Here is a 20,937-nt window from a genome sequence, read left to right as displayed (position 1 = left end):
AAAAGACCGGTTATGTCTGACAGGCCATGAAGTCTGCCAGTAAGCTTATAGACATAATGTAATGTCTTAAGTGCCAATAGTCAACATTTTTTTACACAATCCGCGTGGATTGTGGGGGTGTATGGACCTTGGATTTACAGTTAAGGTGCTTTTGATCTTATGATATAATAACAAAAAGGCGGTGAATGAGATGTCCATATCCAAGGAACAACTGGAGCAAAGCTTTCGGGGTAAAGCTTATGTTGAACTTAAAGATCTGGTGCAATTGATCGAGGATAATTTCGGATTTAATGTTACGCTTCAGAGGAAAGATGAACCTGCATTTACTGACGAACAGAAGAAAAGAATGACAGCCGTTATTTTCAAAGATGAAGATGTTCTGGACCAGCTTCATCAGGCCAAGCATGACAGAGAGAACGGAATTTCAACTTATAGTGACAGTGAAGAGGATTTTGCACAATTACTGAAAGAGGTTCAGAATGAAATCTGACCGTTACAAGGTTCTCTGGACCACTTACGCTCGGGTAGCTCTTGCCCGAATGAAGAAGTATAAGGTAGACCCCATGAACGTATTCAGACGTTCTAATTCTGTATTAGCCGATGATCCGAAATACAAAGCTGATGGAGTCTCGGACTTCCCTGGCTTTGAGTTTAATGGCTACTACTGGGTGCTAATCGGAAATATAATCATTATATACAGGATTGACGAGGAGCTTCATGAAGTGCATGTGGATGCTTGTTACTTTGCTAATACTGGAATGTCTCACTATGTATTTTGGGGAATTGATCCAGATGAAGAATAGACCAACCCACGGATGTAATCTGCTCATGGGCTAGGCTATTCTTTTTTATAATATTACGATCTCTACAAGCCTCTCACGGACTCCGGTTCGTTAACTCCCCCCAAATCTTACCTTCGAGTTCATTACTGTAAAATTTTAGATTATACAACCTTCTTGGCTACTCTCGGTAGTAAGGTTTAATGTTTCTCCTTCGTATAAAGCGACATCTATATGCCCCCCATCATACTCTCCCCCTCCCGCCCATATACTTAAAAAGAACAGTAAGCCGGAGGGAGAGTAGGATCATGCCAAGTGAAGATGAAATCAAGGCGCTGGAGCGGTCGATTGCAGAGATTACGGAGATTGCTACCGGGTTCGGGCTGGATTTTTACCCGATGCGGTATGAGATATGTCCTGCCGATATTATTTATACCTTTGGTGCCTACGGGATGCCTACCCGGTTCGGACACTGGAGTTTTGGAAAAACGTTCCATAAAATGAAATCCCAGTATGACTTCGGACTCAGCAAAATCTACGAGCTCGTCATCAATTCCAACCCTTGCTACGCCTTTCTGCTGGACGGTAATTCCCTGATCCAGAACAAGCTGATCGTCGCCCACGTGCTTGCCCACTGCGATTTCTTCAAAAATAATATGCGCTTTTCCATGTCCAACCGCGATATGGTCGAGAGCATGTCTGCCACAGCCGACCGGATCGCCGGTTACTCGGTGACCTACGGCATTGACCGGGTAGAGCGGTTCATTGACTCGGTGCTGGCGATCCAGGAGCATATTGACCCCAGCCTGATCCAGCCGCGCAAGCTCGGCAAAACCGATCTGCTGGAAGCCAAGATGAGAGCTAACAAAGAAGGCCAGTCCGGCAAGCCCGCCGGAGAGAATGCTTACAGCGAGCTGTGGAAGCTCGATCAGGCTAAAGCCGGACCCCAAGAGCCGGATGGTGCCGCCAAGCGGGCCTTCCCGCCTGAGCCGGAAAAGGATATTGTCTGGTTCATCCAGCAATATTCGGCCACTCTTGAGGACTGGCAGCGCGATATTATGACCATGCTGCGCGACGAGATGCTCTATTTCTGGCCGCAGATGGAGACGAAGATCATGAACGAAGGCTGGGCCTCCTACTGGCATCAGCGGATCATGCGCGAGCTGGACCTGACCTCGGAGGAGACGATCGAGTACTCCAAGCTCAACTCGTCCGTTGTGCAGCCATCGCGTCAGAGCTTGAATCCTTATTACCTGGGCCTAAAAATCTTCGAGGACATCGAACGCCGCTGGGATCGTGACAAAATGTTTGAGGTACGCGAGCTCGACTCCGACATTTCCTTCATCCGCAGCTATCTATCGAAGCAGCTGGTGAGCGATCTTGACCTATACGTGTTCGAGAAAAAAGGCCCTGAGTGGAAAATCACCGACAAGGCCTGGGAAAATGTCCGCGACCAGCTCGTGCTTGCCCGGGTCAACGGCGGTTCTCCGTACCTCGTCATCCAGGATGCCGACTATGAGCGCAACGGCGAGCTGCTGATCACCCACCGCTACGAAAGCATCGAGCTTGACCTGAAATACCTGGAGCGCACCCTGCCGCACATTTACTCCCTCTGGGGCCGCACCGTTCATCTGCAGACTGTCGTGGAGGATAAGAAGGCCCTGTTCACCTATGACGGAAAAAAGGTGCAGCGGAAGTTTATGTAGGTCTTTTGAAGAATACTAGAATACTATCAAGAGAGCATATCCTTTTGGGGATGCTCTCTTTTTTGATCCTGTGCTGGATTACCTATTATAATGACTCCCCCTGTCAGCCCTCACCACCACATAATCCATACTCTCGCCTAGACGTGTTTATACTGCATTAGCATCGCGCTAATAAATCCCACAAAATCACATTTATTTATATTAATAACAGTTATAATAGAGCACAGAGGTGATTGAATTGAAATCAAGCAAACAACGTGTCCATCTGATTGACGGACTAAGGGGGTTTAGCTTATCGGGGATCATACTGGCTAATATGCTGATCTTCCAGTACGGTATGTATGGGGGGTCTGAGCCGCAGCTGTTCGGAATCGGGGGAACTGACCTGGTATTACGCTCTCTATTGTTTATTTTTATCGTCGGCAGCTTCATGCCTGTCTTCGCCTTTATGTTCGGGTTCGGCATGGTAAAACTGTCTGAAAGCCTGAAGGAGCGCGGCCTCCGCCCAAAATGCCACCTGGCCCGCAGATTTCTGCTGCTGCTGGTCTTGGGGCTGCTGCATTCATTTTTGCTGTGGGAAGGGGATATTCTGGCCTTTTACGGGCTAACCGGCTTTTTCCTGCTGCTGTTCCTGAACCGGAAGCCCAAGACGCTGCTGATCTGGTCAGTGCTGCTGCTGTCGGTAATGGGGGTTATGGGTATCATCCCGCAAGATCCGGAGGATCCCCTCGCCGGGGCGTCTCCGCATACGCAAAACTACATAAGAGAGAGTATTGATATTTATCGTTCAGGAAGCTATGGAGAGATTATGAATTTCCGCAACAACGTCGACTCGCTGTCGGAAGAGGAGAGTAACTTCATGGCAATTGCAGCTGTTTTTGCTCCATTGCTGACAGCTCCGCTGTTCCTTCTTGGTATGCGTGCCGCCCGCAACGGCATATTTGATAACCCGCAAGCCAATCGCAGCATCTATCTGCGGCGTACATTCATTTTTATTCCGGCAGGACTGCTCACCAAAGCCTACAGTGTGCTGGTTCAGCAGCTCGGAGGAGACTCTCTGCCCGGAGCGGGAATCGGCGATCTGGCTGGCGGGTCACTGCTCGCACTCGGTTATATTTACGCCTTCGCCCTTCTGTATACGAGACCTGCCAAGACTGGCTTGCTGTACAAATTCGAAGCAGTGGGCAGGCTTTCGCTGACGAATTATTTGATGCAGAGTGTGATCTGCACAGCTATCTTTTACGGCTACGGGCTGGGTCTGTTCGGCAGGGCGGGCATACTCGGGGGCATCGGGATCGTTCTGGCGGTCTATGCCGCGCAGTTATTGCTAAGCCCCTGTTATTTAAAATATTTCCGCAACGGTCCTGTCGAACAGCTCCTGCGCATCTGGACTTATCTGACATGGAGCGGCCGGCCAAAGCGGAGTCGTCACAGCAAATCTCTGCCGGAGGCAATAATGTGATCTGAAGAAGGCACTATCTGCCGGCACCCCGATAGGAGCGCCGCTGATAGTGCCTTCTCTTTTTGATCAGTTACTTTCTGCTATATGCTGCTATTCCCCAAGTAAAAACTGCATGGTCCGGTCCCCGCCGCCAGGCAGATATTCATGCCCGAAGTCCGGATAGACGACCAGCTGCTTGGGAGCGGTGATTTTGTTATAGGCTGCGAACTGGGTGGACGGCGGGCAGATGGTATCCATCAGACCGGTGAAGAACAGCACCTCACCCTGAATCCTGGAAGCCAGATGCTGCAGGTCAATATAACCCAGCTTCTCAAAAACCTCGTCCTCCCGTTCATGCAGCGGATCGAACTTGCGGAAATAGAGGTTCAGCTCATGGTAGGCATCCTTATCCAGGTCCATCTCCCAGACACGTTTGTAGTCACACAGGAACGGGTAGGTGGTGGCGGCTTTTTTTATCCGCGGCTCAAGTGCGGCACAGGCGATAGTAAGTGCTCCGCCCTGTGATCCGCCCATGGCATATACACGTTCAGGGTCTACTCCCGGCAGCTCAAGCGCAATTTGCGCTAACCGCACAGTGTCCAGATAAATATGACGGAACAGCAGATTGTCCGGATGATCATCCAGCCCGCGGATAATATGCCCGTTATGGGTGTTGCCTTTTACACCGCCTGTATCCTCAGATAAACCGCCCTGCCCGCGGCAGTCCAGTGCCAGCACCGAAAAGCCCAGCGAGACATAAGCAAGCTTATCCTGCCACTCGCCGGAGTCACCGGTATAGCCGTGGAACTGCAGAACCGCCGGCTGCGGCGTACTTACCGCTCTCGGACGGAGGTATTTGGCATGGATGCGCGCACCGCGCACTCCCGTAAAATACAGCTCAAAGCACTCGGCCTGCGGCGTCTGAAAAGCACTAGGAATCAGCTCAAGCTGCGTTTCCACCGACGCAAGCTCCTCCAGTGCACGTTCCCAGTAAGCGTCGAAGTCGGCCGGACGCGGGTTTCTTCCCTGGTATTGCTTTAACTGTTCTAGCGGCATATCTACTAATGGCATTTGTGGAACATCCCTTTCGGCAATAGGTATACATTCTAACCCATTATAGAGTCCGCCGGGAATGATTGGTATTAGATAATCTTACGAAAAAACGTTTGCAAGGATTGCACAGTGGCCGTGAAAACAGGGCCTTTAACAGGCAAATACTGGCTAGGCGTGCGAAACGGAGGGAATTTTGGAGCTGCAGGAGCGGTAGCGTCCGCCTTTAAGGTTGGATTTCGACCGCTGCACAGCGGCCATAATCAGGAAATCCAACCTTAACAGCGGCCGGAAGCCCAAACCTTCCCGCAGTGCAGCCCTTCAGCCGGACAGTATTTGCCCTGCAGCAGCACCACCACAGCACCCGCGCCATTACAATGTTAAAGCCCTATTTTCACGCCCGCACCCTAACAGGAATGTAAATCTCCATCACCGTATCCGCCCGCGAATGGCAGCGTTCATCATAGAACTCAAAGTCCAGCATATCCTCGTCGAATGCATAGCCGCTGGCCGGAAACCACTCCTCAAAAATGTATTTCCACGTGCTTCTGATTACCTGCACGAATACATCCGGGTCACCGTCCGCAGTCCCGTCCACTGGCGGTGTGGTAAACACCGCATACTCCGCAGCCGGCACCTCTACAGTCAGTATATCCGGGGTTACCCTGGAGAAGTCCTCAACAATTACACCCAGCAGGTACACCGCATTGCCGTCGCCGTTAGCAGGCACACACAGCCCCACTTCACCGTGTCTCGGAGGATTAAGGATGCTGTACATTTTGTCCTCCAGATTCTCGCCCTCATACTGGCTCCAGAACGAAGCAATATCCCTGGTATAGCCGCTGTCCGACACATTCGTCGCAATTCCGTATCCAGCCGCCTTAAAAGCGGGCTTAGTTACAAACACAGGATTCATTAAATACCCTCCAAGCTCAAATTCCGGACCATCCTGAAGATATCCGGCCATCCGTGCCGCATATTGAGAGGGAGTGTAGCCGTGAGCTTTGCGGAACGCTTTTGTGAAGCCGCCAGGGGTTTCGAACCCGTAATCCAGCGCAATCTCCGTCACACTCCGCCCGCTGAACAGCTCCACTGCCGCCAAAGACAGCTTACGGCTGCGCACGTATTCCATCACAGTCATCTCCCTGCACAGGCTGAACACCCGGCAAAAATGATACAGCGAATAGCCAGCCACAACGGCAATCTCCTCAGCAGTCAGGTTTTCTTTAATATTTACCTCAATATAATCAATGCAGCGCTCGATATCCTTACTGTAATTCACTGAGCAACCCAGCCTTTCCCGTACGGTATCCTCATTATAGCAACACGCTTAGCAGGAGACTGTTCCAGTTTTGCTTGAATGGAAGTTTAACGGTGTTCAATTAACTTGACGTACTGTAGTCAACTTCCATGAGGTATAGTTAAAGCAGAAATAATACCCAATACACCCTTTTTGCAGGAGGAACAATTCATGGCACCCAAAACAAATGCTCAGCGCGTATCCGAATTCGAGTCTTTTATCACCTACATTAAGTCCCTGGAATCTCTGGACAAGGCAGTCTGGGAAAGTCCGGTCGGAGACGGAAAATGGTCACTCAAAGAGCTGGTCTGCCACTTAATGCGCTGGGATCAGTATTTTTACGGGGAGGCATTCGCCAAAGTGAAGGAAGGGCAGCCGGTGACCGCGAAGCATCTGAATTTCAACGAATTTAACGCCCGGGCAATCCAGTACGCTCAGACGGTAACCGTGCAGGAGGCGATTCAGCAATTTGTGCATTACCGCAGCCTGATCGTTGCCGAGATGACGGGCATTAGTGAAGAGGATTTTTTGCGGACGCATAAGGACGGGGACGGCAAAACGTTCAGCTACCGCGGGCATCTGCGGGGCTTTCTCCCCCATGATAAGCACCATAAGAAACAAATTGAGCAGTACATACAGTCCCGCGCGGTCACGAAAAGCTAATTTTAGCCAGCCAGCCATACTTAACTGCACTCTGTACATCTAAAAAGCTCTCTTTCTTCCATAAACTCTGAATAGCTGTACTCCGTACACCTAAAAATGCAAAAAAGGCCCATTTAGCCTAATTCCGGCTGATATAGCTGCACAAACTGCACTTATATCGCTCAGGTACTGATTTTTGCCTCTTTTAGTTGCACAGAATGCAGTTATGTCAGCAAAAAAAGCCCGCCCCTCCCCTCCAAGGGGGATAGAGCAGGCTGGGTACCAACAACCATTCATCCGCTACAGCATCATATGATTCTCAACAGTTACCGGGTGGGTCAGCACCTGTACCTGATGCAAAGCCTTGGCAGCCCTGATAGATCACACTGCCTATTTCCCTTCACAATAGCTCTCCACCTCAAGCGATGCCAGCAAAAGCGGCCCCACTCCCATCGGGGTATCGGATACAACAGCCTCGGAAATGTAGTAATCGTAGGACCCGTTGCGGTCCTTGCTCAGCCCGGCTCCATTGCAGATTTTGTGCAAATGAAGTCCGTCCGCGTCCTCTGTGACCAGATGCTTCATAATACCTTCATAGCCACTGAGCATCCCTTCTTCAAAAGAACGCTCCAGATAGCCCAGCCGCAGACCCTTAGCCATGGCATACACGAACATAGCCGAGCCGGTAGCCTCCAGGTAATTCCCCTTGCGCCCCGCCTGATCCAGCACCTGATACCAGAGGCCGGTCTCCTTGTCCTGTACCTCCAGAAGCGCGCCGCATACCCGCTGGAAAATGCCGATGATCGTTCCGCGCTGCGGATGGGTCACCGGAAAGTGCTCCAGACAGTCCACACAAGCCATCACATACCAGCCCATCGCCCGGCTCCAGAAGTGGGAAGATAATCCGGTAGTAGAATCTGCCCACTCCTGCTCCTTCGATTCATCCCAGCCGTGATACAGCAGACCGGTGCGGGGATCGCGGGTCCGGCGCTCAATCAGCAGCAACTGGCGGGCTGCCTCGTCGATCAGCTCGGGACGCTGGAAGACTGCGCCGAACTGGGCCAGAAACGGCGAGGCCATATATAGGCCGTCCAGCCACATCTGGAACGGATAGACCTTTTTGTGCCAGAATCCGCCTTCCGAGGTGCGGGGATGGCTGATCAGCTGGGCCGCCAGCAGATGGGCGGCTTCGGCGTAGCGCTGCTCTCCGGTTTTCTGGTAGAGCAGGAACAGATTCTTGCCCTGGTTAATCTGGTCCAGATTATATTCCTCCAGCCTGTAGGTCCGGATAGAGCCGTCCTCGCCGATGAAGCTGTCCATATGCCGCTGCATATAATCGAAATAATCCGGCTTACCCAGCTGAAGCCCGGCCCGGGCCATCGCCAGCTGCAGCATCCCCGGAACATAAGCCCAGCGTTCCAGCAGGTAAGCATGCTCCCCCTGCTCATTGCACTCCCCGAGTAAAGCCTCCGCAATCCTGCGTGACCAGCTTATGGTATTCACTTCTGTTGCAGACATCATTCACTCCTCCTGTCATTTGTTTTGCATCTATTAGATATTGATTTTGTATTATTACTGTTCAACTTTTCATGATAAATCTGCAAGCTGCTGACGCAGCCAGGAAAACGCCGGCCCGCCGTGAATCTCATGCCCGCCCGGGAAAAAATCCGCCCTCACCTGCCCGGAATGCCCCGCCGCGCTATAAATCTCCTGCAGTCTGCTTAGCGCCAGCGAGGCTCCTTCCGGGCCGAACAACGGATCGGCGCTGCCCGACTCCAGGAACAGCCCGCGCGGGGCAATCAATCCGAGCAGATCCGGCATTTCTGCCTCCAGCAGAATCCCCGGAATGTAGTTATCCAGGCAGTGGTTCCGTGTAAGAATACTAGCCGCGAACGTGTTGGCATAGCCGCTGACAACAGCACAGGCAAGCCGCTCATCCAGCGCCGCTGTGAAGCCGGCGACCAGACCGCCGCCCGAAATCCCCATAATGCCAATCCGGTTGCTGTGCACCTCACTGCGGGTCAGCAGATAATCAAGCACCCGCATCGTCTCATAGATGCGGTAACCGGCCATCGTCTGTCCGGCCATTAACAGCGCCGAGGACAGGCGGAAGCAGGAGTTTTTCCCCGGCTCACCGCTCCCGCGGTCTTCGGCCAGCCGCCGGTCGCCGAAGCCGAGCACCTCCGGGGCAGCCACTACGAAGCCCTCTTTAACCAGGGATACGGCAAAATCCTTATGAAGCCCCGGATCACTCTCCCGCTCTGAACCGTCCGGGTGCAGGCCCGTTATTTCCCGGCTGCCGTAGCCGTGTCCGTGAACGGCAATAACGGCCGGCACCGGGGAAGCTGCAGCCTGCTCCGGAATCAGCAGGTACAGCGGCATCCGCAGTCCCTCGAAGGTTGTAATCTCTATCCGTTCCCGGGTGTATCCGGGACAGGCTACCCGTTCCAGGAGTACGGGTTCAAGACCGGCACGCTTCTCCGGGAATCCGCCCAGCTTCTCGGTGAAGGCCGCAGCAAGCCGGGAACGCCATTGCCCGAAAGGAATATTCTCCTGATAAGCTGAGCTGCGGGGTGCGGAATCTGTCAGCTTGTTCATGTATTGCTGCAATACATCCATCCGTTATTCGCCTCCTGATGCAAACTCAATATCCCTCGGGATGCCAGCCGCCGAGGACGTTCAGCACCCTGTACTCCGCAGCTTCCGCGGCATTCAGCTGCCGGGACCATGACACTCTTGCCCCGGGACTAACTCCCGGTCCGCTGCCGGCAAATTCCTCATAACGGCTGGTTGCCTCCCGGTCCGGCTGTCCCCAGTTATGCCAGCCTTCCGGCGTAACCGAAGCATCCATCTCGGTGCGGATAAAAGCAACATGGGCAAAGGGGCGCCAAGGGCGGCCCAGATAGACATCGCTGACTCCCTCTCCCCCTGTGATCCGGCAGTCCAGAAACACATAACCGAATCTGGTTCCCTCCGGAGTGGAGGCCGCTGTTATGTATCCTCTGGAGCGCTTATTGTGCAGCTCACAGCGGTCGAACAAAGCCGTCGCTGCCCCAAAAATATAATCCACATCGCCTTCGATATAGCAGTTATCGTAATATTGCCTGCCCTGGCCGGTATACAGCGTATCCTGATCCCCAAGCAGGCGTACTCTCCGGAAGACGGCCTGATCCGCATCGATAAAGGCAGCTACGGCCTGACCGGTGCCCGGACCGGAAGCGTTGCGGACGGTCAGATTCTCGGCAGTGAAGCCTGAGGCAAAGACATTCAATGTACCCGATCTGAATGTGCCGAGCGGCTCGCCGTCCGTGCCAAGCGTGTGGGCGTTATCCGACCAGGTAAGGATGGTCGATTCCGTATCCTCACCCAGCAGCAGAATGGGAGGCAAATGCTGCCCCACCGTTATTTTTTCCTCATAGACTCCCGGCTTGATGCGGATAGTGACCGCTGAACTGTGCTGGGAGGGAATAGAATCCAGCGCCTCCTGCAGGCTGCTGACTCCACCGGCGCTACCCTTTGAGACTGTAATTAGCATGTGCGGCTCCTTTTATATCTGCCTGAATTTATTCTATAATAGCCGTAACGGATTGAAGAGAAGAGGAGATTCATGACCAGCGTAACCAGCCCAAATCCCAAATATCATATCGCAGACAGCCGGTACAGCATCCAGCATATGAAGCGCAAGGGCATTACCGCCATGCCGCGTCCCCATAGACATGAATTAATAGAGCTGTATTATCTGCTGGAGGGGGAGCGCGTCTACTTTGTCGATGACAGGGTAATTACGGTTCATAAAGGCGAGCTGATCCTGATCCGCGGCAACGAGCTTCATGCCACAGCCAGCTCGGAAATCGCCGAATTTGAGCGGGTTCTGATTAATTATGATCCGGCTCTGCTGCCGGTGCAGCTGCGCAGCAGGGCGCAATGGTTCAGCAGCCGCGGCTACCGGCTGTTCAGGCTGACGCTGCGCGAACAGGATGAGGCGGAAAGCCTGCTGAACCGGATGCTGGAGGAGTGCCGGATGCAGAAGCCCTTCTATGAAACCTGCATCATTACGCTTTTGACCGAGCTGATGATTCTGCTGCAGCGCTCTGAAACCACCTCACAGGCAGGTGCTACGAAGCATCCGCTGCATCAGCTCGTGACTGAGGTAGCCACCTATATCCGCAGCCATCACCGTGAATCGCTTACCCTTGAGCAGACTGCCGGGCATTTTTTCATCAGCCCCTCTTATTTGAGCCGGGTGTTCCACCGTCTGACAGGCTTCCATTTCCGCGAATACATCGTTCACATCCGGGTCAGGGAAGCCGAACGGCTGCTGGCCGGATCTGCCGATAAAATCCAGGAGATCGCCTCAGCGGTCGGCTTCGAGCATCTCTCCCACTTTAATAAAACCTTCAAAAAATCAACGGGCCTGACTCCGCTTCAATACCGGAAGGAGGCCAAAGCCCAGCTGTCTTCAGGCTCCCGAATCACCGGAGAGGCCGTAGACAATGACATCATCCTAACTCCGGCTGATTGACAGCTGCTCTGAATTTGTAACAGAGACGTTACTGCATTTATGAATCTGCACCTCAGGCAATTCTGCAGTCTGCAGGCTGATGTTATCGAGTCTTAACCCGTCGCCGTTACGCAGGATGATGCCGCGCTTGCTGACGGCCTGTAGATTCTCGACCGTGAGCCCGGCAAGCGGCAGCTCAGGCAAGCCATTCACCAGCAGTGCGGTATCTGCCCCCTGGCAGGCGATATTACGGAGGGTGATATTCCGGAACTGCGGAGTTTCCTCGGTTACCGGCAGCAGCTCCTCATCATGTCCCTCCGAGCCTTCTACGCCTGCGTAGAACATATGGAAGGATACCGCTTCATGAATAATTCCGCTCATGTCGATATTCTCCATGACGATATCCTCGACTACCCCGCCCCTGCCTCTGTTGCTCTTGAAGCGCAGACCGATATCGGTCCCCATGAACAGGCAGTCGTACACTCTGACCGCATGCACACCGCCGGACATTTCACTGCCGATGACCACTCCGCCGTGGCCGTGATACACGGTACAATGACGGATGGTGATATAGCTGCATGGTATCCCCAATCTCCGGCCTTCTTCATCCTTGCCTGATTTCAGGCAGATCGCATCATCTCCAACATCGAAGCTGCAATGCTCGACAAGCGCATGACTGCAGGATTCCAGGTCGATTCCATCCCCGTTCTGCGAATACCAGGGATTACGCACCTGGACCTTCCGCACCGTAAGCTGCTCACAGGCCATCGGATGCAGGTTCCAGGCAGGCGAATTCTGAAAGGTCGGACCTTCCAGCAGCACCCTGCGGCAGTTCCGCAGGCTAAGCAGCACAGGCCGGAGATAAGCACGGGCGGGCAGGTAAGCCTCAGCACGGGTTTCCCCGCTCTCCTGCAGCTTGCGGACATACGCTTCCCCTTCCATTGCTTCGCGTGACGGCCACCACATCTCTCCGGCTTCATCAAGCACGCCGCCGGAGCCGGTCAGCTTCCTCCATTGCAGCTCCGTCATCTTGAACCGTTTTACCGGACGCCAGCCCTCTCCGCCGCCGTCAAAAATCCCTTCGCCTGTAATGGCCACATCGCTCAGACCCTCACCATCCAGCGGTGACTGGCAGCGCCAGCCGGATGTACCCTCGTAGTAGGAGGGCTGCAGCGGATATAAGGCGGGGTCCGGGACAAACTGCACCAGAGCTCCTCCCCGGGCATGCAGATTAATTCTGCTGTGCAGGGTAAGCGGGCCGGTACGCCAGATTCCCTGCGGAATAACAACCGTTCCGCCTCCGGCAGCAGAGCAGGCATCAAGCGCAGCCTGAATGGCGGAGGTGCACAGCGACAGAACTCCGGCTTCTGCACCATACTCCGTAATATTAAAGGTCCGGTCCGGAATCTGCGGAAGCTCCGGAAGCGGATAAGCTTCCGTTATTGGATTAACACTCATTGTTCATTTCCTCCCTCTCTATTCAAGCCCTTCATAGCTGAACCAGTCGAAATCCGCTGCATTGATACTTTCCGCCCCCTGAGAGCTGGCATACATTCCGATGTATGCCCCGGTAAAGCCTCCTGCCAAATCGGTACTAAGCACCGTTCCGTCCGCCTTCTCGTACAGTGCTGTCCATTTGTCCGATTCAGAGGTTCTGTAGTAGAAGCTGTATTCCTGTCCTTTTGCTTCTACCTTGAATTGCACTTTGCCCGGTGTGTATGCTCTGGAAGCCAGCAGCTGCTCACTGCCGCCGCGGCGCTCAATCAGGCGGAGCACCTGCTCGCCTGCATCCTGCCCTAATTCATAGCGGAAATGGTAGTTTTCATTCTGCAGCAGGACAAGTCCGGCTGCTTCACCCTCCTGCACCGGGCTGAACATCATTTCCGCCGCAGCGCGGAAGCTGAGGTGCTGCTGCCGTCTGCCGACAAAGGAAGGATTCGCCACTTCGGAGAGCCGTTCCGGCTTCAGGCGAAGCCGCAGATAACCCGGCTTATCGGTAAGACTCCAGAATTCGCCCCGCGGTGTCCGCAGGAAGTTCCAGATCAGGCTGAGCTTACTGTCCGCGAAATCATCACGCACCGGCAGCTCCGGCCATTTTGTCTCCGGCAGATCCGGTGCGGCTGACTCGAATTCCAGCACGCCTTTGCCGGGATTCACTACAGGCCACTCATTCTCCCAGGCTACCGGGGTGAGGAAGGTTTCGCGCCCCAGGTTGCGGTAATAGCCGCCGCAGGTCCGTGAAGCCAGACAGAACATCCACCAGTCCCCGTGCTGGGTTTCGACCAGCTCACCGTGCCCGACGTTGACAATCGGATACTGTCTGCCGAGATGGCGGTGGGTCAGAATCGGATTGGCCTTGTGCCCCTCATAAGGCCCTGTTACATGCTTACTTCTGGCGATGGTAATCGCATGGGTATGTCCGGTACCGCCTTCGGCAATCAGCACATAATACCAGTCGCCGATCCGGTAGATATGCGGACCTTCCTGTGCGTGAGCCACTTTAAGCGCACCCTGCCAGATGCTGATCTTCGGTCCGGTCAGCTTCCCTGCCTCAAGGTCAATCTCCTGCAGCCAGATGTCCATATGCTTCGGATAATCCTGGCCTTCAGGCGGAACGCGGTTGCCGGTGTAGTACACCTTCCCGTCGTCATCAAAGAATAAGGAGGAATCGATGCCCGGGGCATCCTCCAGCCAGACCGGATCAGACCAGTCTCCGGCAGGATCAGTGGCGGTAACATAGAAGTTGTGCTGGTTTTTGTCATTGTCGACATAGGTTGTAATCATATAAAAGATTCCCTGATGGTAGCGCAGCGTCGGCGCCCAGATGCCCATCGAAGGAATAGTATGGTCTAAATTAAGCTGTGAGGGGCGGTCAAGCACATGGCCAAGCTGCTGCCAGTTAACCAGGTCCTTGCTGTGGAAGATCGGAACGCCGGGGAAGAATTCAAAGCTGGAGGTAACCAGATAATAATCCTCACCGACACGGATGACCGAAGGGTCGGGGTAAAAGCCCGGCATAACCGGATTGCGGAATGTTCTCAATACAAGAAGCCTCCTTAGGGCGAAAAATATGTAAGCACCACCAATTATAGTTCGCCCAAGTTTAACTTTCTTGCAATTTCCATGCTCAATTTGTTCATTTTTATACTTTCATGCTCTATCATCTGACCGGCATTACAATCAAACGATAAAGTTCAGGCCCTGCTTAATCCTGTAATTCGTCGGCGACAGGCCGTTACGCTTCTTGAAGGCCTTACTGAACTGATAGACATCGGAATAACCGCAGGCTCTGGCGATATCCCCGATGGAATCCCCTGTGAACCGGAGCCGGCGGACGGCGTGCTCGTTGCGGAGCTGGACGAGATACTCTTTGGGGCTGCACCCGTAGCGGGCTGCAAAGGTCCTGCGTAAATAAACGGGAGAGAAGCCGGTCTGCTCGCACAGCTCGGTAATGCGCAGATCACTTGCAAAGCCGGTATCCAGCTGCTCCTTGAAGCAGCGGAGCGCGGCTGTCACATCCCCGGCCCCGCCCTTACTGCCTTCTTCTTCAGCCGCCTCATGCAGCTCAGGAATCAGCCGGTACCACAGCGATTTCACCCGGGCATCACGCACCAAATCCCCCGGCACCCATTCCGACTCCGCCTCCCGGAAAAGTCTGCCGATCCTTTTCATCCGGTCACCGGTCAATTGCATAAGAAAGGGCAGCCTCAGCCTGTCAATGGGTTCAGGCGTCCCCCAGCCCTCCTCGCTTACCCCAAGCAAAGCGCAATCGAACAGCAGCATCGTCATCCGTAAGGGATGAGAGCCGGAGGATTTCATGTGAAGCGGCAAGCCGGGCCAAAGGTATACCACCATTCCCGCTTCAACCTCCTGCTCCTCTCCCTCGCACCGGAATACACCCTTCCCGCTGTAAATGTAGTAGAGTGTGTGCCCGGACACGGTTTGCCGGATGTCCTCCCAGCCCGGCACCGCCGGCTTGGCCAGCACCCAATGTATATACGCCGCCAGATTTCCAAGTCCATATTCCATCCTGTTACCTCCAATACTTCATTGTATCGTTTATGATAAATGATTCAGATTGGTTTTACCATTGTCCCTTCGCCCTGACCAATGCTAAACTCCGATCATAAAGGACATTAATCTGTAATGTACCTTAAAAAATGAATTGGGGATGATGATTTTGATTCGTACGTTTCAACAGCACCGGCTCAGGGAGTGCCGTCTGCTCGACGGGCTATGGGATTTCGTTTTTGATAAAAAGAACATAGGATTGGCTGAAGGCTGGCATACGCAATTCCCGTCTGATCACGATCAGATGCCTGTGCCGGCATGCTGGAACAATGAGCTAGGCAAATATGAATATGAGGGAGTGGCCTGGTACCGGACACGGGTGACGCTGGAGGAAACCAGCCATTTACGCCTGCTGTTTCATGCCGTGCTGGGGCATGCCGATGTGTACTGGGACGGCCGCCATTTAGGCTACCATTATGGTGGTTATACTCCGTTTGACTTTACAGTGGCTGATGCCGCAGCAGGAGTCCATGAGCTTATCGTCCGCACGGACAGCCTGCTGGAACGCAATACGATTCCGTACCACATCGTAGACTGGTTTCATTACGGGGGCATTATCCGGCCGGTGGAGATCCAGCTTTTGCCGGATGTCTCAATCGGGAACCTGCGCATTACCTACAACATGACCGGAGATACAAGTGCCGACATCCGGGTAAAGCTTAACCTGCGCTCCCTGTCGGACACTCCGGCAGAAGTGCCCGTTTCCCTCTTTAAGAACGGCGAGCTATTCTATACCGGAAATGTAAAACTTGATCCCGGCGGAAGCACAGAGCTGAACATCGGGCAAGCCTGGACCGGGCTTCGCCGCTGGGAGCCGGATAATCCCGAGCTCTATATGATCCGGGCGGTAGCCGGCCGGGATGATCTGACCGACCGCATCGGCTTCCGTACCGTAGAGAAGCAGAACAAAAAAATCCTGCTGAACGGCAAGGAGCTGTATCTGCAGGGCGTTAACCGTCATGAGGAGCATCCGGAGTGGGGCTTCGCTTTTCCAAATAAATTAATGACCAAGGACCTCGATATTATGCTGCAGATGGGCTGCAATACAGTACGGGGGTCCCATTATCCCCAGAGTGAATACTGGATTGATCTGCTGGATGAGCGGGGCGTGCTGTTCTGGAGTGAGATTCCGATCTGGGGCGCCGCTTTTCCGGCACAGGATACCGGAGACCCTGTCTTTATTGAGCGTGCGCTGACGATGATGGACGAAATGATCGAGCGGGATCTTCACCATCCCTCCATCCTGTTCTGGTCTGTCCATAATGAGATTGACACACGCTCCAGTGAGGCCTATGACCTGTCCGTCAAGCTGACAGAGCTTGTCCGCAGCAAGGATCAGTCACGGCTTGTAGCCTACGCCACCATGCATCCGATGACAGACATCTGCCTGGGCCTGTTCGATGTTATCGGCATCAACTACTATGACGGATGGTATTTCGGACATGCTGGCTTTGCGGAGATGCTTACAACCTTCCATGAGCGCTGCAAGGCATATGGTGCAGAGGATACGCCAGTGCTCATGACCGAGTTCGGGGGAGCGGGTATTCACGGCGATTCCGGCTGGGAGCCGCGTTTATTCAGCGAGGATTACCAGGCTGAGCTTCTCAGCAGGGCGCTGAAGCTTTTCCGGAGTGATAACCGGATCAGCGGCACTTACGTTTGGCAGTTTGCAGATACAAGGGCACAGTTGGAGAGCTTCCGTCCCCACTTCAGGGACCGCGCACGTTCCTTCAATAATAAGGGGCTGGTAAATGAATACCGCAAGCCCAAGCTGGCTTACCGCATAGTTAAGGGGATTTACACGGGATGCTCCGATCCCTACACCTGGGGCTCAACTCTAAAATCATAAACCGGGCTTCAATTTCGTCATTCCATTGTATAGGGAGGGCATTATTAATGACAATGCACACAAGAAAGACGGGCCGGCGGGCAGCCTCGCTGGCAATGCTGGCGCTGCTGGTAACGGCGGTATCGGCATGCGGCGGCGGAGTAAACGAAGCGGCTAACGAGCCGGGGGCTGACAAACAGGCTACGGATACACCGGCGCAGTCATTAACCAAGCTGTCGTATTGGGTTGAGCTATTTCCGGATGCTGCCGCTATTATGAAAAGCTATGCAGAGGTTACCTCCTGGAAGGAGATTATGACCAAGACCGGCGTCGAGGTTGATTTTCAGCATCCGGCGCAAGGCCAGCTTGCGGAGCAGTTTAATCTGATGGTTGCTTCCAATAAGCTGCCGGATGTTGTGGACTACGGATGGAACCTGTACCCCGGCGGAGCCCAGAAAGCAATCCGCGACAAAAAGATCATTCCTTTAAATGACTATCTCGATCAGGCCCCCAATCTGAAAAAGCTGCTGGATGACAACCCGGAATGGAGAAAAATGAGCTCTACGGATGACGGCAACATTATCGGCTTTCCGTTTATCCGTGAGGATGTTACCCAGCAGGTATTCCTGGGCCCCGCCATTCGCCAGGACTGGCTGGATAAATTAAATTTATCCTCACCGACTACGATTGATGAATGGTACACCGTTTTGAAAGCGTTTAAAGAACAGGATCCGAACGGAAACGGCCAGGCCGATGAAATTCCGATTCTCATTCCGGCGGGAGAATTGGCCTTTGCAGGCGCATTCGGGACACCCAATGACTTCTTCCAGGAGAGCAACACCGTCAAATACGGCCCAATTGAGCCCGGATTCAGGGAGTACCTGGCCACAATGAACCAGTGGTACAACGAAGGGCTGCTGGATAAGGATTTTGCCAGCACAGACAACAAAATGAGAGATGCCAAAATAACCGGCAGCCAGGTCGGGTCGGCGGTACTCTTCCTTAATGGAGGAATCGGGAAATATATGGACCTGATGAAGGAGACCCAGCCTGGTTTTAAAATAACAGGAACGGCTTATCCGACATTAAAGACCGGGGAAAAACCGGCTTTCGGTTACCGCGACAATCCGGTTACGGGGATCTTTACGGCAATAACGGGCAGTAACAAGAACGCGGCTGAAACCGTGAAGTTTCTGGACACCCTCTACAGCGAAGAAGGAAAACGCATTATGAACTTCGGCAAGGAAGGAGAGACATATACGATGGACGGCGGCAACCCGGTATACACCGATCTTATTCTTAATAATCCGGACGGGTTGCCGGTTTCCCAGGCCTTCAGAAAACATATCATGGGTGCTACCTCAGGCCCTTTTGTGCAGGATATCCGCCATTCGCAGCAATACACGACCAAGCCGGAACAGAAGCAGGCGATGGAGCTATGGTCAGCCCCTACACACGAGAACAGAATGCCGCCGTCCACGATCGCTGTGGAAGACAGCAGCCGGTTCGCCTCCATCATGACTGACGTCAATACGTACAAGGATGAGATGATGCTGAAATTTATTATGGGCGCCGAGTCTCTGGACCAGTTCGGTAAGTATGTTGAGACGCTCAAGGGCTTGGGCATTGAGGAAGCCATCGGGATTCAGCAGGCCGCCCTGGAACGCTACAATAACAGATAAGTCTCAGGAACGCCCGGAATAGGAGCAGCCGGCAGGTGCTTCTATTCCGGAAACCTTTAATGGAGGGAGAATACCGTGCCCGACTTACAACACAATGTAATGCAGCCCGCAGCCGCCAAGCCTTCGAGAGGCAAATGGAATTTTATCAAACGGGATTTAATCCGCAACCGATACATTTATCTGATGCTTCTTCCTGTTATCGCCTATTACGGTCTGTTCCATTACGGGCCGATGTACGGTCTGCTCATAGCATTTAAGGATTACGGCATTGCCGATGGAGTCTGGGGAAGCCCTTGGGTCGGACTGGACCACTTTCAGAGCTTCTTCAACAACCATTATTTTTGGCGGCTGATCCGCAACACGCTGATGATCAACTTTTTTCAACTGCTCATTGCCTTTCCTGCACCGATCATCCTGGCTCTCCTGCTCAATGAGCTCCGCAGCGTGCTCTTTAAAAGGGTTGTACAGACCATCAGCTATCTCCCCCATTTTATTTCAATAGTAGTTGTTGTAGGGATGATCGTTGATTTTGTCGCACGCGACGGTCTGATTAACAATATTCTGGGCATGTTCGGCATAGAGCCGATTGCCTTCCTGCAGGAGCCCGGCTGGTTCCGCCCGCTATATATCTCTTCCGAGGTCTGGCAGGGCATCGGCTGGGGCTCCATCATCTATCTTGCCGCCATGTCCACCATTGATCCCGCCTTGTACGATGCAGCCCGGATTGACGGTGCCGGCCGGTTTAAGCAAACCTGGCATGTGACGATTCCAGGCATTATGCCGACCATTGTCATCTTGCTTATCCTTAATATAGGAGCCATGTTATCCCTGGGAAGCGAAAAAATCATTCTGCTCTACAACCCGCTGACCTATGAAACAGCCGATGTCATCTCAACCTATGTCTACCGGAAAGGGATTCTGGGGGCCGATTTCGGATACTCCGCTGCCGTAGGCTTGTTCAATTCAGTGATCAGCTTCATCTTGCTTACACTCGCCAATACCATCAGTAAGCGGTTAAGCGAGCACAGGCTGTGGTAAAGGGGAGAGAACAATGATATTTAAGCCCACTTTGGGTGAAACCGCATTCAAATGGTTCAATATAAGCTTTATGCTGCTGCTCTGCTTCGTCACGCTGTATCCGTTTATCTATATCCTGCTTGCATCTCTAAGTGATCCGGCGCAAATCGCCCAATTCCGCGGGATGTTATTCTATCCTCAGGGGTTCAGCCTGGATGCCTACACAGCAGTACTGGAGAATCCCATGATTATAACCGGCTACCGGAATACGCTGTTCTATGTCACTGCGGGTACAATCATCAATCTGATTATGACTACGCTCGGTGCCTATGCGCTCTCCCGCCGCAACGTTTATTTCAATAACACCATCATGCTCATCATCATTATCACCATGGTATTTCACGGAGGGCTGATCCCCTCCTTCCTGCTGATCAATAATTTGGGAATGCTGAACACGCCCTGGGCGCTCCTCCTTCCGGGAGCCATCAGCTCCTTCAATCTGATCATTATGCGTACCGCCTTCCAGGGCATTCCCGTCAGTCTGGAGGAATCCGCACGCATTGACGGGGCCAATGACTGGGTGATTATGCTGCGGATTATTTTACCCCTCTCCATGCCTGTAATCGCGGTAATGATACTGTGGTATGCGGTGGGTCACTGGAATTCCTATTTCAGCGCGTTAATCTATCTGCGTGACCGGGAGCTATTCCCGCTTCAGCTGGTGCTCAGGGAGATTCTGATCTCCAACAGCACCGACAATATGATGACCGGGGCAGCAACCAGTGACCGTGCAGATATCGGAGTGACGATTAAATACGCCACCATTATTGTATCTACCTTGCCGATTCTGGTGCTTTATCCGTTTCTGCAAAAATATTTTGTGCACGGTGTCCTGATTGGCGCATTGAAGGAGTAGCAGA

18 protein-coding genes are annotated in these 20,937 nt (G+C 53.2%); 10 read left to right on the top strand and 8 right to left on the bottom strand.

What is annotated here, in order from left to right; genetic code table 11:
* The first annotated feature begins 190 nt into the window (after positions 1 to 190).
* From R70723_RS09340 to R70723_RS09325, 4 genes are all read left to right on the top strand, one after another.
* The gene (locus tag R70723_RS09340) at positions 191 to 490 is read left to right on the top strand and encodes a hypothetical protein (RefSeq protein WP_039871571.1); all 300 of its coding nucleotides are present in this window, start codon (positions 191 to 193) and stop codon (positions 488 to 490) included.
* Positions 480 to 803, top strand: a complete 324-nt coding sequence (locus R70723_RS09335; protein ID WP_039871570.1) for a hypothetical protein — start codon at positions 480 to 482, stop codon at positions 801 to 803. Before R70723_RS09340 ends, R70723_RS09335 begins: the two co-directional genes overlap by 11 nt.
* A gap of 284 nt (positions 804 to 1,087) precedes the next feature.
* Complete coding sequence (locus R70723_RS09330; RefSeq protein WP_039871568.1) at positions 1,088 to 2,485, top strand: SpoVR family protein; 1,398 nt, start codon at positions 1,088 to 1,090, stop codon at positions 2,483 to 2,485.
* 229 nt (positions 2,486 to 2,714) lie between these two features.
* Positions 2,715 to 3,947 carry a DUF418 domain-containing protein gene (locus R70723_RS09325; RefSeq protein WP_305954256.1) on the top strand — a complete coding sequence of 411 codons (1,233 nt, stop codon included), beginning with the start codon at positions 2,715 to 2,717 and terminating at the stop codon, positions 3,945 to 3,947.
* Positions 3,948 to 4,037: 90 nt separating this feature from the next.
* On the opposite strand, the gene R70723_RS09320 is transcribed toward R70723_RS09325, so the two are convergent.
* Positions 4,038 to 4,997 carry an alpha/beta fold hydrolase gene (locus R70723_RS09320; RefSeq protein ID WP_039871566.1) on the bottom strand — a complete coding sequence of 320 codons (960 nt, stop codon included), beginning with the start codon at positions 4,995 to 4,997 and terminating at the stop codon, positions 4,038 to 4,040.
* A 373-nt stretch (positions 4,998 to 5,370) separates the two neighbouring features.
* The gene (locus R70723_RS09315) at positions 5,371 to 6,258 is read right to left on the bottom strand and encodes an AraC family transcriptional regulator (RefSeq protein WP_039871565.1); all 888 of its coding nucleotides are present in this window, start codon (positions 6,256 to 6,258) and stop codon (positions 5,371 to 5,373) included.
* Positions 6,259 to 6,447: 189 nt separating this feature from the next.
* Here R70723_RS09315 and R70723_RS09310 point away from each other — a divergent pair, with 189 nt between their 5' ends.
* On the top strand, positions 6,448 to 6,939 hold the full coding sequence (locus tag R70723_RS09310; RefSeq protein WP_039871564.1) for a DinB family protein: 492 nt from the start codon (positions 6,448 to 6,450) through the stop codon (positions 6,937 to 6,939).
* Between the two features lie 369 nt (positions 6,940 to 7,308).
* Here the strand turns inward: R70723_RS09310 and R70723_RS09305 are convergent, their stop codons facing one another.
* The 3 genes from R70723_RS09305 to R70723_RS09295 form a co-directional block, all read right to left on the bottom strand.
* Positions 7,309 to 8,439: a glycoside hydrolase family 88/105 protein gene (locus R70723_RS09305; RefSeq protein ID WP_047171081.1), complete on the bottom strand. Its 1,131-nt coding sequence runs from the start codon at positions 8,437 to 8,439 to the stop codon at positions 7,309 to 7,311.
* 66 nt (positions 8,440 to 8,505) lie between these two features.
* Complete coding sequence (locus tag R70723_RS09300) at positions 8,506 to 9,537, bottom strand: alpha/beta hydrolase family protein (RefSeq protein WP_039871561.1); 1,032 nt, start codon at positions 9,535 to 9,537, stop codon at positions 8,506 to 8,508.
* A gap of 25 nt (positions 9,538 to 9,562) precedes the next feature.
* Positions 9,563 to 10,453, bottom strand: coding sequence for a pectinesterase family protein (locus R70723_RS09295; RefSeq protein ID WP_039871560.1), 891 nt, complete (start codon positions 10,451 to 10,453; stop codon positions 9,563 to 9,565).
* A gap of 72 nt (positions 10,454 to 10,525) precedes the next feature.
* Here R70723_RS09295 and R70723_RS09290 point away from each other — a divergent pair, with 72 nt between their 5' ends.
* Entirely contained in the window at positions 10,526 to 11,440 is a 915-nt protein-coding gene (locus tag R70723_RS09290; protein WP_081957321.1) for a helix-turn-helix transcriptional regulator, read from the top strand.
* On the opposite strand, the gene R70723_RS09285 is transcribed toward R70723_RS09290, so the two are convergent.
* From R70723_RS09285 to R70723_RS32840, 3 genes are all read right to left on the bottom strand, one after another.
* On the bottom strand, positions 11,423 to 12,877 hold the full coding sequence (locus R70723_RS09285) for a glycoside hydrolase family 28 protein (protein WP_039871558.1): 1,455 nt from the start codon (positions 12,875 to 12,877) through the stop codon (positions 11,423 to 11,425). The two genes, R70723_RS09290 and R70723_RS09285, sit on opposite strands and share 18 nt — an antisense overlap.
* 18 nt (positions 12,878 to 12,895) lie before the next feature.
* Complete coding sequence (locus tag R70723_RS09280; RefSeq protein WP_039871555.1) at positions 12,896 to 14,461, bottom strand: glycoside hydrolase family 43 protein; 1,566 nt, start codon at positions 14,459 to 14,461, stop codon at positions 12,896 to 12,898.
* A 138-nt stretch (positions 14,462 to 14,599) separates the two neighbouring features.
* On the bottom strand, positions 14,600 to 15,448 hold the full coding sequence (locus R70723_RS32840) for an AraC family transcriptional regulator (protein ID WP_076418382.1): 849 nt from the start codon (positions 15,446 to 15,448) through the stop codon (positions 14,600 to 14,602).
* A gap of 151 nt (positions 15,449 to 15,599) precedes the next feature.
* Here R70723_RS32840 and R70723_RS09270 point away from each other — a divergent pair, with 151 nt between their 5' ends.
* The 4 genes from R70723_RS09270 to R70723_RS09255 all read left to right on the top strand — a co-directional run bounded on the left by R70723_RS09270 (position 15,600) and on the right by R70723_RS09255 (position 20,933).
* Positions 15,600 to 17,339: a glycoside hydrolase family 2 protein gene (locus tag R70723_RS09270; protein ID WP_039871553.1), complete on the top strand. Its 1,740-nt coding sequence runs from the start codon at positions 15,600 to 15,602 to the stop codon at positions 17,337 to 17,339.
* Between the two features lie 53 nt (positions 17,340 to 17,392).
* A complete protein-coding gene (locus R70723_RS09265; RefSeq protein WP_052421546.1) occupies positions 17,393 to 19,000 on the top strand; it encodes an extracellular solute-binding protein in 1,608 nt (535 codons plus the stop codon).
* A 99-nt stretch (positions 19,001 to 19,099) separates the two neighbouring features.
* Entirely contained in the window at positions 19,100 to 20,038 is a 939-nt protein-coding gene (locus R70723_RS09260; protein WP_039871552.1) for an ABC transporter permease, read from the top strand.
* 13 nt (positions 20,039 to 20,051) lie between these two features.
* On the top strand, positions 20,052 to 20,933 hold the full coding sequence (locus R70723_RS09255) for a carbohydrate ABC transporter permease (RefSeq protein ID WP_039871551.1): 882 nt from the start codon (positions 20,052 to 20,054) through the stop codon (positions 20,931 to 20,933).
* Positions 20,934 to 20,937: the final 4 nt, after the last annotated feature.

Origin of the sequence: Paenibacillus sp. FSL R7-0273, from assembly GCF_000758625.1 — a bacterium.
Lineage (GTDB): Bacteria > Bacillota > Bacilli > Paenibacillales > Paenibacillaceae > Paenibacillus_AQ.
Note: the sequence above shows the minus strand (reverse complement) of the source record. Positions and strands in the feature narration are given on the sequence as shown.